Source organism: Candidatus Bathyarchaeia archaeon (assembly GCA_035935655.1).
Lineage (GTDB): Archaea > Thermoproteota > Bathyarchaeia > 40CM-2-53-6 > 40CM-2-53-6 > 40CM-2-53-6.
The window spans coordinates 72,266-86,786 of record DASYWW010000037.1 but is presented as its reverse complement, the minus strand read 5'-3'; the positions used below and the strand labels follow the sequence as shown (position 1 = coordinate 86,786).

The window sequence follows — 14,521 nt, the reverse complement described above, 5'->3', positions numbered from 1 at the left end:
ATTCGAAGTGCGCGTTTTGGCTATGAGGTGAATATTGCTTGGACTCCCTTCTGCTCCAGTCGTTTTCGTCTCTCTCTTAGAGCTCTGAAAATAAAACTGCCGGCAACTAGTCCGATGCCAACAAAGCCGGAATAGAAGGGATACCTGAAACTTGCAATCACAAGGGGGTTCGAATAGTTGTTGAGATCGAGCCCAAGAAAGGTGGCCGGAAGATAGCCCGTACCGATGTAAGGCGGTAGAATGCCGTATGCTCCTAGGAAAGCGGCATCGGCTACAATATGTAACAGAAGAAAACTGAGGTAGAGCTCGATGAGTGCACACAATCCAAAACAAATCATCAGAGGCCGCCACCACGCAGTCTTCTGAACGCTAGCCGCGGCCAAGGCGACAAAACCGAGGACTGACAGCACCCGAGTGAATGATCCTAGCGTTGTAGCAAAGGGACTGCTAGAGACTATTCCAGTTGCAATCGTCTGAAGGTAGAAGGGCGAGACCCTTATCGCTAGAAGATTGTCTGAATGTGCGCCAGTAATCGTCCACCACGGATCGTTAGCAACCGCTAGAAACAGAGCGACGGCTGAGCCAAGTAGGACGAAGGGGTCGGCTCGTTGTAGGAAACGCATCACTAACTCGACTCCGAAATTGAAGGCAGAGATCCTCAGAAGTTACGAATCTCATAAGCCCATCTGAGCAAACGAATGCTTCGATATCCGTGCATATCCAGAGAATTACGTGGATTGAATATTGTTGGTTCGGGCCACTAGTGCCTAAAATACCAAGTCCAAACGAGCCGGGCAAATACTCGTATCAGTAAAACATCGCGTCCCACTTTTCAATTCCAGGGACACCAGTGTCGCTAAGAACCCAGGAGCGCCGAGGAGGGGCGCCGTGACAGAAATTCCCAAACAATTTAGGAGATGGAAAAAGACTTGAAAAAAACAATCGTCGGGCTGCTACTGGTCCCACTTTTCTTACTGCTTAGCGTATCCACAGTGAATGCGACTCAACCCAATTTCGGAACCGGTCATGTATCCCTAACCGACAGCGTGAGACTGTCCCATCAGGTCATCGGCCATAATACCCTGGTCGTGTTCAAAAACACCTTTGTCACCTCGGGAGCTCTTGCAGGAAAGGCAGTGGCTATCGAAAGAGACTTGATTCACAACCAAACCGGTGTATCAATAGACCGTGGACTAGCAAACTTCACGGGTACACTAGGCGATAAGTCAGGGACTCTTGTGATCCGTTATGAAGGTCGAAACAATGGCACCTTCATACGTGGCCACTTTGAGATCTTCGGCGGTACTGGCCAGCTCGCGGGAGTGCGAGGACACGGGGCGTTCGAAGGAAAGGCTACTTTTCCACCCACTCCGCTGAACTATTCTCTGAGATGGCATGTCGCGACTGGCACGCATGACACCGAAGTCAACGATCAGACCAAGGCCAAGGCGAAAGGCAGAGACTAACCATGGGAGGGATCAAGCCTCCCGCCCACTTTTTTTGCGTAATTGAGAATTAGTCCAGGCCATGAACACTTGACAAGTGAGAGTGCTTCATAGCCCCGGCAAGCGCGCGAGCTTTCACCGCGCATCTCTCAAGATGGGTTACTAAGCCGTTTTCTACCGCTGAGCCGAGAATACCTCGGGAATACAGACGGGTCCCACCGACACTCCTGAGTGAAATCATTGGGGTCACGCACCCGAGTCCTGACGTCCGCATCACCAGCTCTGGCTCTGCTCCTAGGATTCATTCTTGTCATCCTAGGAAGCTTCGGGGAAGGGATCGATTTCACTCAAAGCGGCTGGAGCTTCGTTACCATTGGGTTGATTGTCGAGGTTGCCCTCCCAATTGCGAGAAGACTCAGGTAGAAGAGACCCGCTATGAGGGAGTATTTCGGAAGTCTTTCGAAAGGGCAAGTCTGGCTGTTTGCTCCCCAACTAGTCTTGCTTGCCTTGACTTTTCTTCGATATGTATCGATTCTTTACATTGCTCCAATCATCGTTGTTCTTGGGGCAATTTGGGGATGGTTTGATTACACAAAGAAAACGCACCGCACCGCCCTAGAGCTTCTGTCACAGTTCGAAGTATTGCTGGAAGACTTTGGCCGGATAAATTTTGAGCAGGGTGGTGAAGGGGAGGACAAGAGGATAGTCAGGCTGTTGGAGATCGTCCCTCCTGAGTCAGACGCGCTGAGACCTGAGATCGCGTCGGCAAAGATCCCTGGAGTCAAGGACTTATTTCTTGTATTCCAGTTCTGGTATTTCTCAATGCGAGATAAGGTCAGGATAATGATGCGGAAGGCAGGGGTTCTGCTCGACTACGATCTGGTCGAGCTAGCCAATGATTTTGTCGAGTTCTACAACGGCTACCTCGACAAGATCGCTGAAGGGACCTTGAGCCTCGTCAGTAAGCAAGAACTAGTCCATTCTACGAAAGCGAGAGAGATCTTCAAGAATTTCGCAACGAACCTGTCAGAACTCAGAGGAAGAGGCAACGCTTTCCTGAAGAAGCTTCGAAGCTACGGGTACTCCATCTCCGGGATGGATGTCCGACCCTTCGAAATAGACCCATGGGCAGATTCGAGCGTCGAAAGGCCCCGCGTGGAAACTGGCGACCAGGGTTAATGGCTAAATTGCATATCAGTTTATCCTTAGTCATAATTAGATATCGTTAGGAGTACTTCTCTATGCACAGTCTAAATAGACCGAATGTAACCCCTTTCTTCAACAATGAACACTCGACACCTGAAACTACTCGCCTTCGTGATCCCAGTAATAATCGTGGCCGCCGGCTTTGCGGCGACCCAAGTCACCATCCAAAACACTTCAAGGATAAACACTGGCTTGAACATATTCATCACGCAGCTCTCCAACACCAATCCTGGAAGTTGTCCCGCGCATCTCAACGGAGCTTACACAAACGCCCCCTCTTCCGTATTCTGGAACCTAACGCAGGGAGGAGCTCCGCAGATCGAGTACTTCTGCATCGACAACCAAGGGTCGACGTCTGACAACCCTACTGTTACCAGTAGTCTTGGGGGAGCCGGCGCTTGTCCCTCGACGGGCAGCGGCTTGGTTTTCCAGTCCCCCTCCGGCGTTCCACCGACCCTCGCAGCTAACACAGCAACGACCTCGCCAGTTTCTATCGGCGTGTGCGCCGGGGCATTTGCTCCCCTAGCAAATCCGGGACCTACGTTTACCGTTTCGGTCACGTAGTGCGGAAGATGCGTCTATCGATCGCCCTAATTTCCCCTTTTCTTTTTCTTCTATTGATAACGAATGTACTTGGTGCAAGCTCTGTCTCCTTCCAGAACACTAGCAGGGTTAGCCCTCCCGCTCCTCTCGCCGCTTCAGCTAGCGCAAATCCTATGACTGCAATTGTAGGTCAACAGGTCTCATTCTCATGTATGGCAACGGGGGGAATTCAACCGTATTCTTATTCTTGGACATTTGGTGACGGAGGTACTGGCACGGGACCGAACCCGACTCACGCCTACACTTCCGTTGGCACAAAGGTCGCGACCTGCACCGTAATGGATCTGGTTGGCTCATCCGCGATGGGCTCTACGACCGTGATAGTGGTCTAGGCTCAGCCCCTAGGTAGGTAGCCGATCTACGCCGACGGCTTTGATCAGACCGTAAAAGGCCGTGGTGGTGGCGTCCTCTGGTGATGGGTATCTCTTCCAGACAGGTTGGTAGGAGTCATGGACAATTGTTTAGTCACAAGTCATCAGGCCACACATTCCTCGATGTAGACACGTAACCCAGGTCCTCTTTGGAAGAGTAAACTGAACCCTGATGTTGCCATTGTTAAATAATTGAACCTCTGTTGGTTCGCTTTGGCTAATCTTCCATGAAAGCTGCAATTCTTGCTCTGGCCACTTTGGTTTTGATTCTCTTGCCAGTTTTTCCTGTACATGCCACCACTTCTCCCCCCAACCTGAGCCTACCTAGCATGAAGGACATCCACCTAAGGGAAGGCGATCTGTTCACAACGGCCCTGAATGCTAGCTATGTTCCGGGAATAATGGCTTGGCAATTCCACATAACATTTAATGCCCAAGCAGTCGCCGTTGTTGATTATTCCCTCGGCAGTGATTGGACAACCTCTCCCTATTTTATCGCCAACAGAACAAGGAACTCTAATGGCTACTATCGGTGTGGCTACGACCCCTCCAACTGCACTTTCATTGTTACCAATCATGGCGACTTCATAGTCGGTTTCGCATACTTCTCCGATCACACTCTGACGACTGCAGAACCCACAACTTTGCTGAACATTACCTGGAAGGTCCTCAGTAGGTTTGCATACACGGATCTCCATATAGTGTCCGAGAATGGCAATTTTCTCACTGTGCTACTAGACGACAGATTCCAAATCCAGCCCTATACCACAACTGATGGCAGCTTTTCAAACTGCAACCATGTTCCATCTGGTCTTGCTACTGCCTCTCCATCTAGCAAACTCCCTAAGTGAAGAAAGAGCCGTTTGACTGTCTTGGTGCGATCTTTGATTGTTGCCAGGCTGTAGCCTTCTCTCTTCATCCAGAGATGCAGGTTGACCACTTCAGATTGGAGTTCTGGGGCTAGTCGTAGAATCCCCAAAGGCGGTGATGGCGTCCTCTGGTGATGGGCATCTCTTCCAGGCACGGTGTCCTAGCTGTTTTCTCCACCCTGGGATCCCACCTGCGTCGAACGTCGACCTTACGACTGCTCCCTTCCGGGCCTCGCCGGATTCGACCGTGAGCAGGTAGCAACCCTCCCTTCAGAGAGCGCTCCCACGCCGCCGACCTGGTGGGGCAGGATGTCACAGTAGACAACTGGGTCTTCTGCCTGGTCGAGGTTGCCGCTCGCCAAAGTTAACGGGCTCCCGCATAGGTCGATTTCGGGTAACAGGAAACGACCGGCTTCCCAGCCCCCCACCACCGCCCAAACCCGCCAGCCGCGAACACTCGATATAAGAATGGTGGCTTCACCGCGTCAAATCAACGAAGAACGATTGCAGCAATAGTCCCACTCTATGCGACAACCTGAACGAGAGCACGGTTATCGTGCGGAGAACTGGAGCGTTTGGTCTTGCGGCCACGAAGGAAGAAAGGCCCAGCTCTGGCGGCTGAACGTAGCTTTGACAGCGTTTCACGAAGGGCGGGACGCGCGAAAATCGACCACCCGGGGGGGGGTCACTTAATAGTTAGCAGAAAAAACAGTTACAGAAAAGAAGACCCTTGTATAGGAGAAACGGGGGTTAGTTGCGTAGTTGGGAATTCAACCTTCTGGACAAATCATTAGCCTCGAACATAGAGTTGCTTTGTGAGTCCAAAATCTAGCAAGGGATAGGGGAAACGCGAATGTCGAAGTGTCCCTTTGAGCATGACATGAGTATTGGGATAAAGGTTGGTCGAGGCACGAGTCGTGTTGCCATTACAATTGCGGGTCACAATGAACGTTGTACATGTGACTGTAAATGGTGTGCTACTAAGAAGAAACGATTCTCTGGCAGGAGGATCTCATCGAAGCAACTGAGCCCGTTGCTCTCAATAGCGAGGACCACAGAATTGAGGGTGCCATCTTGAGTAACTGGCTATGTGGGACTATTATTCGGAAGTATGCTGCAAAGTCAGTCTGGAACCCTCGACAAGTATGCCGATATCATGTCAAAGATTTCGTTTGCTTCACAAGTAAGATAGAGGGGAAATGGGCCTTTTTCGACCCCTCGCCTAGTGAGCCATTCCAAACGCGCCGTCTCGTCCGATCCCCTTGCCCACGCATCCATATTAATCATCGTTGGCAAGTTTGAATCCCCCTCCGGTTTTCAGATACCTTGGCCAGATTTATTCCCAAAGACCCGTATTCCCGCCCGGCCTCTCTACCCGGTCCTGCTCGAAATCTCTGGCTACATGCCGCTTTACTTTGAGGATTTCTTCTTACTCTTCTTCTTCGCCGGCATCTACTTCTTTCACCCAATCGAACTCTCCCAACGTTGCTTAAGATGCCTCCGTACTGGAAATGGTCAATGTCGATTCTAGAGGAAGTCGGAGTTACGGAGGATCCGCTCCGCTGATCAGCAAGCCGCTTCCTGAACGCTGGGATGAAATAGGACGGATGAACCATAAGGTGGGGAGCATCTGGAACATTAATCGACAGCCTTCTCCTGAACCCTGGCTTCGCATCACAATTAGCGAGTTGAATCAATAATGATGGTCAAAGAAGTACAGTTGAAGGTAGCTGATGCTAAGCAGCGAGACGTGGGGCATGGTAAAGCCCGCATCGATAATGAGACCATGCAGAAACTCGCTATAACGGCCGGCGACTTCATAGATGTTCGCGGAAAACGGACCACGGTCGCCATTGCCTGGCCCGCTTATGCCGAGGACCAGGATCAGGAGATCATCCTGATTGATGGGGTTCTTCGGAAGAACGCAGGGGTAGCAATAAACGAGTTTGTCAGTATCAAGAAGGCGGAGGTAAAAGACTCCCAGACAATTGTCTTTGCACCCTCAGACGTCCGCCTGAGCGTGGACGACGAGTTCCTTGGCTTTGTCAAGCGTCGATTCATGGACATGCCCTTCGTCGAAGGAGACATGACCCTCCTCAACATATTCGGAAGTGCGGTACCGCTCATAACGACACGAACCCGGCCCCGCGGTCCGGTCAAGATCACAGACTCTACCCTCGTACAAGTGATGAGCGAGCCTGTCCCTGACAAGAAAGGCTTACCCATCGTCACCTATGAGGACATAGGCGGGCTCCACGTTGAGATTCAAAGAATCAGAGAAATGGTGGAACTTCCACTTCGACACCCAGAGCTTTTCCAACGGCTGGGCATCGAGCCCCCTAGAGGGGTCTTCATATACGGACCGCCGGGCTGCGGCAAAACACTAGTGGCGAAGGCCGTTGCCAGCGAATCAGACGCCAACTTCTACGTCATCTCCGGACCGGAAATCATCTCCAAGTTCTACGGAGACTCGGAAGCCCGGTTGAGGGAGATTTTTCAGAAAGCTCAAGAAACGGCTCCCAGCATCATCTTCATCGACGAGCTGGACGCCATCGCCCCCAAGAGAGAAGAAGTGACAGGCGAAGTGGAGCGTAGAGTTGTGGCGCAACTGCTCTCCCTAATGGACGGCATGGGCGCCAGGGGAAACGTCATCGTGATAGGCGCTACCAACAGGCCCAACGCCATCGACCCTGCGCTTCGACGCCCTGGACGCTTCGACCGGGAAATAGAGATCGGAATCCCGGACAAGTTGGGCAGGCACGAAGTTCTGCAGATTCACACGCGAGCGATGCCACTGACCTCGGACGTGAACCTTCACCGGTTGTCGGACATTTGTCACGGCTACACTGGCGCGGACATATCAGCACTCTGCAGAGAGGCCGCGATGAAGGCACTGCGACGCTACCTTCCAGGGATCAACCTGGCGGAGGAGAGAATCCCGAGTGCGATGCTTGAGAAGATGGAAGTGAACTTGGGGGACTTCATGGACGCCTACCGGGAAATAACGGCCACTGCCATGCGGGAGGTCTACATCGAAGTGCCCACGGTCAACTGGGCCGACGTCGGCGGACTGACGGATGTCAAGCAGGAGCTTCAGGAAGCCGTCGAATGGCCCATCAAGAAGCCCGAGGTCTTCACGAGAGTTGGGATCAGGCCTCCAAAGGGCATTTTGCTCTTCGGGCCGCCTGGGTGCGGTAAGACCATGCTGGCAAGAGCTGTTGCTACTGAGAGTGAAGCTAACTTCATCTCCATCAAAGGTCCTGAGGTCTTCAGCAAGTGGGTCGGGGAATCAGAGAAGGCCATACGCGAGGTCTTCAGGAGAGGCCGTACCGCGGCCCCTTCCATTATCTTCTTCGACGAACTGGACTCGGTTGCCTCAAGGAGAGGAACGGGCTCTGGCGACGGCGACGCCTCAGAACGCGTGATAAGTCAGTTGCTCACTGAGATGGATGGCATCGAGTCCCTTGTGAATGTGGTCGTTATAGGCGCAAGCAACCGGCCGGACATGATCGATCCCGCGATTCTACGACCTGGCAGGTTCGACAGGCTCATCTACGTCCCAACACCAGACCGCGCCACCCGCCTGCAGACCCTCAAGATCCATGCTCGAAACATGCCATTGGCCCAGGATGTTGACCTGGACCAGATCGCCAGTCAAGCCGCAGGCTACTCGGGGGCAGATCTAGAGGCTGTTTGCAGAGAGGCAGGTCTTATCGCATTAAGGCGGGACTTCGAAACCAAGAGCGTGACCATAGAGGACTTTCGTGATGCGTTTTACCGCGTCAAGCCTTCAGTGACTCCGGACATGGAGAACTGGTACCAGGGCTTCCGCAAGAGGTCCAAGAAGGAAAGAGCCGCGCTCGCCGTAACGTAGACGGCTTCGGACAGAATCTTTCCTAGTGACACTGGCGTTGAGCAAGATATGGAGTCCTAGGCCCATGTCCCTATCCATAGTGGAAATTCTGGAAAGGAAGGGTTCAATGACAGACATTGATTTGCTAAAGCAGCTCAAGTCAGATCTCGGAGACGTCAGTTTTAGAGAGCTCAACCGGGAACTGATGAAACTTGAGCTGGCGGGGATTCTGCGGGTCTCAAGGCTTACGAAGGGTAAGAGACAAGTCGAGCTGACAGGAAGATCCAGAATCGGCTAGAGACCAATCTGAATGGCAACCCTGAGTAAGACGACCCAGAACAAACTGTTAATGAAGCGGTAGAGTGCCGCGGGTCGCTCTCAGGAGAATCGCGGGGATCCTTCTCTGATTCCTTGTTCAGTTATGACCATCAAGTCCACACCGTCCCCGCTGGATATGTCTCTGGCTATCGCCGATTTTACAGCTCTAAGGAGCAGAGCCTCTCCCTCGTCAACGGACAGTTCCTCATTGTAATCTAGTTCGAGAACTCCTATTGCGATTTGAGCGCCCGTTCCCACTACCGAGAACTTGTCGGGGAGAAGAGATCCTATGGGGTCTAACACGTAGAGTTCGGGTTTTCCATCGCTGAAGCCAGCGATGATCGTCTCTGCAAGGTAGGGAAACATGCGACGGCTGGAGAGAAGATTGGAGATAAGCTTGGCCGTGTTCTTCACCGTCGCCTGTCTACCCCTCTCGTACTGGTAGATGCTCATCCAGGCCCGAGCTTCCCTGGTCAGGACCTGCATATCACCAACGATGCCCGCGCACGCGACGCCTATCTTGTCCGTAATGCGGAACAACTTCTTCGCGGATTTGCTCATTACGAAGCTTCCATATGCGTACCGACGTTCAGATGCCAGTAGAACTCCATCTTTGCAAACCATGCCAATGGTAGTCGCACCTGGAATGTAGGGCTCTCTACTCATAAGAAAGGACGGCCGCCGCCTAGACTCCTCTCGGTTTAAAGCTAGCGAACACGCAAACCGGGCTGGTTCTAGCACGGTTTCACGAAGGGCGGGACGCGCGAGAATCGACCCCCCCCGGGCGGTGGCTAGAAAAAGAATGCTTAGACAATAGTTAGCGAAAAGAAAAGTTACAGAAGAAAACTAGGTACAGAAAGAGAGATTCGCGATAGAGGTCCCTTGACTCGGCTTCTTTTCTGCTCCTTCAATACGACCCCACTAACTGGGGGCTGCGTGGGCACAGTGCGAACAGAACCTGGCCTCTGCTTGAGGGCGGTGTCCACGGTGTGACCAGAACTTTGTTCGATGGGGAGATCGGTGTCTGAATTCCGACTTGTGTCCGTTGGCCCTGAGATTGGCCCTGCAAGATCCTCTATTGATATTATGACAGCCAGAGAGAATATTAGCGGAGATGTCCGGGCTAGGTTACTGTGAAAGAGCGTAGGAAGACGCTTCCGCCTAGACTGAAGCAGATTTCTGATGACATAAGCGAAGCCCTCAAGGAAGCGAAGAAGATCAGGGAGCTAACTATCCAAGAGGAAGTTGTGGTTGAGCTTGACAAGGTCAACGAGGCCTTGGAACAGGCAAAGAGACAGATCACAAGATTGCTCCGGGCATAGAAACGAGGCAGATCGTAGTGAGTAACTATGGTAGACGCAGCTAGAATCGTCGACTTTTCTTCGTAGGAATCGAATCGCGTCATCTATGATGCTAGAGGAGGAGGCTTGTCACTCCGCTTCTCGTCTGGAAGCTTAGCCCACTCCAAGAATTCTTTGCTAGGCTTTTCATCTTCGTAGAGGCTTTGACGCTTACACTCTAGAGGTTCAGGCGTCTGGTGGACCAGCTCGGACGCAGTTAGAAGCTGGTGGCCGGCCTTCTCAGCGGATTTTCTCACTGGTTCGAGGAATTTGTTCCATCCTTCATCTCGTAGTAGATGGTGGTCTATTACCACCTTTGGAATACTGCTGAGAATCTTCTCCATGTTACGGGTGGCCGTGCGAAAGAACTCGTCACTAATACGATATCCTTGCAGATAGGTTGGCGGTCCTCCCATTACCAGCAAGCTAGGTCTCTCTCCGAGAATCAGATCAACAGTTTCCTCCACGACGGGTCCTTGAACATCGGGCGCGAAAAACACCTTCTCTTTCGCCTTCTCTACGATGCAAGGCAGGATCCAGCCTAGCTCGGATTCGCCCTCTCCATGGGGGACTGGGGCTGGAAACCTAAGCTTGGTTCTGCCGAACTCGAAGCTCTTTTCATCCGCTGCCTCGAATTTTTCCGCCAACTTTTCCGTAGCTTGCCGAAACATCCATCCACGCCTTCTCTGCGCTGTGTTGATCTTTCTACGACTATCTTTCGCGAGTATGATTTTTCCCTTGTAGATTCGCTCGAAGGATTCTAGACTACTTCCAAGCCACACCGGATCCACGAAATTCGGCGTGTGGTGATCATGGTGGTAGTGGGAAATCGTCACGACTGTTGCTTTGTCTGCCGCGTCCTCGATCCTTTTTCGGGCCTCATCCCGTGCCCGGAATTCTCTCGGATGAGGCATCAACCTGAACCTGGGTCCCAACGCAACTCCAGCGTCCAACAAGACCGTCACGTCTTTGGTCTCGACTAGAGTGCACATTGAACGGACCCCCAAGCTCTCGAAGGCAAGAGGTGTTACTTTGATCCCGGCCAAGCCTCTAGCAGACTCTAATCGTCCGTCCTGGGAGTAAGGCTTTTGTCGCAAGCTTTCGGCAATTGAATCTCCCTTATGTATAACGGCAGCAGAATGAATCAGAACAGAATTTGTCTTATCTTCTTCTACTGAATAATTGGTTTCATTTGGGACCCTTCAGCCAGCCAGATATCCCAAGCTCGCTGACCGTGAGAACCTCTGGCTCAAATTCATAGTTCATTGCGTGTCCCATATCGTCAGTGTACGAGATCCTAGGAGACAACTTGACAGTACCCTTATGCAACATTTTCAGTGGAATTGTCATTTTGAAGCTCTCGAATGAGGCAACCCTCTTCTTTTTCAGATCCACAAACCCGTTCCGGACCATGTGATGACTCTTTTCCTTGTCAACGGTGAGTCCTTCTAGGTTTTCAACCTGCAACAGTGTGGCCACGGTTTTTCCACAATTAGTCATTTCCAGTTCGCAGTCAACCTGGGAACCGGCGGCCACTTGATGATTCCCAATGATCATCCTTCCAACGACATGTGCTGACTGTAACCTTTCCAGACCTAGCGTCTGGTCACGGGCCATTGTAATATTTGCAACGGGCACTTGTAAGAGTGAAGTGGTTTCAGCAAGCGTCTGCCCAGGTGTGAGCAACAACTCTTTCTGGTCATAGGCCCTCTTCATCTGCTTCAACGCCTCTTCCTGTTTCTGTTTGTATCCAGCATCACCGTAAAGTCTCGCAGCCATTTCCAAGTTTTTTTCTGCCAGATGGTAATACTCCTTCTTCTTCTTAGAGTCCCTCTCGGATTCTGCATCGGAGGAACATACTGCTGCGTCATAGAGTCTCTGAGTAGCCCTTGTCCAAGATGCCATTCTCTCAGATCCAATTTTTTCATAGTTGGACGCTGCAACTTCAAGATGTCTTTTCAATTCGGAGTAGAGATTGGAATCATGGCTAAACTGAAACTGGATGCCAGTGCGAAGCGCTTCACAGATAGAAACGTTCGCCAATGCCAGAATCCTATTTTTTCCCTTGCTTAGTTTTCCAGCGGCGGACCTGAAATGTTCTGCGGCTTCCAGGTAGTGATCGCTGGACGCTTCCAATTCGGCACGATTCATCTTTGCCCAAGCGTCACAGAATAGGGCGAGAACTTCAAACTCTGTATGCATATCTTTCTGTGCGGTGTCTACTGTGAGTTTTCTGAATGTTTCAGCGGCTGAATCATAACGAGTAGCGCTCTCGGCTTCATTGCCGTTCTGGTCTAGGACTTTTGCTTCTTCAAGTTGTATCCGGGCCTCGCAGTATTTGTCTTGGGCTTGGTTGATGACGAGAAGATTCTTGAGTTCGAGTCGTTCACTGGGCTTCTCGTTGATCCTCTGTGCGATAACGATTTCTGCTTGTTTCAGCGTCTTTAGAGCAGTTTTAAATGTGTCAATTGCTGATTCTTGATTGTCTTGCCTGCTGAGCATTTCTGCCTTTTCCATTGTGTTACATGCAGAATAATGGGGGGACAGGAAGCTCCAATCATGAGCCGAAACGAGGAGTTCGGCTGCTGCCGCATACCTGTCCATGGCCATAGAATAGTTTTCATCAGCATGGTATAGACGGGCTAGTTCTACAAATGACATTGCCCGCATGTAGGAACATAGTCCGTTCAGTAGAGAGGCGGAACCAGGAATTTTTGCTAGTGTTTGTTGATAATTTTCGGCAGCATTTTCAAATGCTGTCGACGCATGCTTATGGTCTCCAATGTTCGCATGGGCTCTTGCAATCTTCCAACTAACAACACCGATCGGGCCTATGACTTTTGCTTTCTCCAATTGTGATCTAGCATCAGAATATGCCTTTAGGGCCTCTTCGACGAGCGATTTCTCGCTCGTCAATGCGTAGAGGTCGAGGAGTGTGTCTCCGAACAATTCATTGTAAGTGGCAACCGTTCTGTAGGTAGATGGACTTTCCATTTTACTTACCCATTTGCCACAGATGCCTATGCAGTCGCGCATAGTAACGGTCGCCTCTCGTAACAATTTGGTCCTAGCTTCCGAGCTGGATTGAGTCTTCGCAAGTTCGGCCTGGATTAATGCAAGGTAGTTCTTGATTACGCCGCCATACCATGAGTTTGGCGCTACACGGTCCTGAGCCTTCACCAATTCTGCTCTCACAGATAGTGCTTCAAGCAGAAGCCCCTGCTTTACCTGGTCGTCGTCAATCAGTAAGGACTGAAAATAGAGCGCTTTACTTAGCGCGTGGTCTGACGACGAGGTTTCTGTGTATTGACTGTATGCTTGTCCAGTCTTGGCGATTTCGACGGCTTGTTGAAGAAGCCTAATCTTCTCGGCCCTGTTGGTCTCAATGTCCAAGGCTAGGTAAGTGTACGTTTCCGCGTACAGGTGGTGCACGTAGTCGAGGGACATTCCCCACAGTGGAATCTTCAGCCATTTGATCGCCTCCTTAGCATAGGCCAAAGTCTTCTCATAGAAACTCCTCGCTTGTCCAGTGTCTTCCAATAGCCCTCCTTGGAAATGCGCGGCCTGTGCCGACCTCGCCAATAGGTCGCCGATGAAGCTTGAATCACTGGTGCCTCTGGCATATTCAGTTGCAGACTGGGACAGCTCCAACATTTTCCCCACGTTGTTCTCAGACTCTGCTAGCGACAACTCCAACGCGCTCTTCCTGGCCAGTGCTCCAACAGTGCCAATTTTTGTGGCTATGTCTCCAGCTAGCTGGACGAGCCGTTGCCTTTTCTCTGCTAGTGCTTCGTACTGGTCGGGCTCCGTTGCCGTGTTGGTGAGGATTGTCACAAATGATTGCAAAGCCTCTAGGAGCTGCTCGTTTTTCAATAGGTTGTCAAGCTGGACAACTATGCTGTCGCCGACCTGAACCGCTCTCGCGAACATTTCCTTGGTCGACTGGAGACTTGTTGACAACCCTAAGTCTTCGCTGAGATAATTGATCATGTCCATGTGAGCTTCCGCTAGCACGTGAATGTTCGCTGGCGATTCCAGTAATTGACAGGCTTGCTCACAGAATTTGGCGCTGCCTTCCACGACCTCTCTTCGTTCTCTAGCACTCTCCTTCAGGTAGAATGTGGCAAACATGCCTCGACCCATGGACAGTTTAGACAACGCAATATCTCCGGCCGCCTCGAGGATTCTGCCTGCTTCTCGATAATATGACTCAGCAAGCTTCATCCTACGTACGAACTCGTCACGTTCAGGCGCCTGATTTGCGGCCCGTGAATACGAGTTTGCGATTTGCTCGACAATTTTTCCCTTCTCAAACAGGCCGTAGCTGTCTGGTAATCTGTCTAAGACTTGGGTGTACAGTTCGGCGGCACGCATCCATTCATACTTGCGCGCTTTTTCACCTGCTGACTCAAGTAAGTGTTCTAGAGGTGTCTTTGGCACTAGAGTCGACAAGTTCTCAGGGATTGGGTAGCTATGAACGGCCTAGTATTTTGGCTTAATCATTTTGGCCCTAAGA

Annotated in this window: 13 protein-coding genes and 1 other RNA gene; 9 read left to right on the top strand and 5 right to left on the bottom strand. The window is 51.4% G+C overall.

Translation table 11 applies throughout. From position 1 onward, the window contains the following. Positions 1 to 20: 20 nt before the first annotated feature. On the bottom strand, positions 21 to 626 hold the full coding sequence (locus VGS11_05730) for a hypothetical protein (GenBank protein HEV2119586.1): 606 nt from the start codon (positions 624 to 626) through the stop codon (positions 21 to 23). 303 nt (positions 627 to 929) lie between these two features. On the opposite strand from VGS11_05730, the gene VGS11_05725 reads away from it, so the two are divergent. From VGS11_05725 to VGS11_05700, 6 genes are all read left to right on the top strand, one after another. After that, on the top strand, positions 930 to 1,466 hold the full coding sequence (locus VGS11_05725; GenBank protein HEV2119585.1) for a DUF3224 domain-containing protein: 537 nt from the start codon (positions 930 to 932) through the stop codon (positions 1,464 to 1,466). A 219-nt stretch (positions 1,467 to 1,685) separates the two neighbouring features. Then, a complete protein-coding gene (locus VGS11_05720) occupies positions 1,686 to 1,868 on the top strand; it encodes a hypothetical protein (protein HEV2119584.1) in 183 nt (60 codons plus the stop codon). A 12-nt stretch (positions 1,869 to 1,880) separates the two neighbouring features. Further along, positions 1,881 to 2,624: a hypothetical protein gene (locus tag VGS11_05715; protein HEV2119583.1), complete on the top strand. Its 744-nt coding sequence runs from the start codon at positions 1,881 to 1,883 to the stop codon at positions 2,622 to 2,624. A gap of 105 nt (positions 2,625 to 2,729) precedes the next feature. Further along, positions 2,730 to 3,215: a hypothetical protein gene (locus tag VGS11_05710; protein ID HEV2119582.1), complete on the top strand. Its 486-nt coding sequence runs from the start codon at positions 2,730 to 2,732 to the stop codon at positions 3,213 to 3,215. 8 nt (positions 3,216 to 3,223) lie between these two features. Continuing rightward, the gene (locus tag VGS11_05705) at positions 3,224 to 3,586 is read left to right on the top strand and encodes a PKD domain-containing protein (protein HEV2119581.1); all 363 of its coding nucleotides are present in this window, start codon (positions 3,224 to 3,226) and stop codon (positions 3,584 to 3,586) included. A 266-nt stretch (positions 3,587 to 3,852) separates the two neighbouring features. Then, positions 3,853 to 4,476 (top strand): hypothetical protein, encoded by a 624-nt coding sequence (locus tag VGS11_05700; GenBank protein ID HEV2119580.1) that lies wholly within the window; start codon positions 3,853 to 3,855, stop codon positions 4,474 to 4,476. Between the two features lie 134 nt (positions 4,477 to 4,610). Here VGS11_05700 and ffs read toward each other — a convergent pair. Next, an RNA gene (gene ffs, locus VGS11_05695) (signal recognition particle sRNA) lies at positions 4,611 to 4,927 on the bottom strand. 1,266 nt (positions 4,928 to 6,193) lie between these two features. On the opposite strand from ffs, the gene VGS11_05690 reads away from it, so the two are divergent. Then, positions 6,194 to 8,368, top strand: a complete 2,175-nt coding sequence (locus VGS11_05690) for a CDC48 family AAA ATPase (protein ID HEV2119579.1) — start codon at positions 6,194 to 6,196, stop codon at positions 8,366 to 8,368. Between the two features lie 106 nt (positions 8,369 to 8,474). Beyond that, positions 8,475 to 8,645: a hypothetical protein gene (locus VGS11_05685; GenBank protein ID HEV2119578.1), complete on the top strand. Its 171-nt coding sequence runs from the start codon at positions 8,475 to 8,477 to the stop codon at positions 8,643 to 8,645. 80 nt (positions 8,646 to 8,725) lie between these two features. On the opposite strand, the gene psmB is transcribed toward VGS11_05685, so the two are convergent. Next, positions 8,726 to 9,331 (bottom strand): archaeal proteasome endopeptidase complex subunit beta, encoded by a 606-nt coding sequence (gene psmB / locus VGS11_05680; protein ID HEV2119577.1) that lies wholly within the window; start codon positions 9,329 to 9,331, stop codon positions 8,726 to 8,728. Between the two features lie 467 nt (positions 9,332 to 9,798). On the opposite strand from psmB, the gene VGS11_05675 reads away from it, so the two are divergent. Further along, positions 9,799 to 9,987 (top strand): hypothetical protein, encoded by a 189-nt coding sequence (locus tag VGS11_05675; protein HEV2119576.1) that lies wholly within the window; start codon positions 9,799 to 9,801, stop codon positions 9,985 to 9,987. Positions 9,988 to 10,070: 83 nt separating this feature from the next. On the opposite strand, the gene VGS11_05670 is transcribed toward VGS11_05675, so the two are convergent. Further along, positions 10,071 to 11,102 (bottom strand): hypothetical protein, encoded by a 1,032-nt coding sequence (locus VGS11_05670; protein HEV2119575.1) that lies wholly within the window; start codon positions 11,100 to 11,102, stop codon positions 10,071 to 10,073. A 91-nt stretch (positions 11,103 to 11,193) separates the two neighbouring features. Beyond that, positions 11,194 to 14,445, bottom strand: a complete 3,252-nt coding sequence (locus VGS11_05665) for a hypothetical protein (protein HEV2119574.1) — start codon at positions 14,443 to 14,445, stop codon at positions 11,194 to 11,196. Positions 14,446 to 14,521 lie beyond the last annotated feature (76 nt).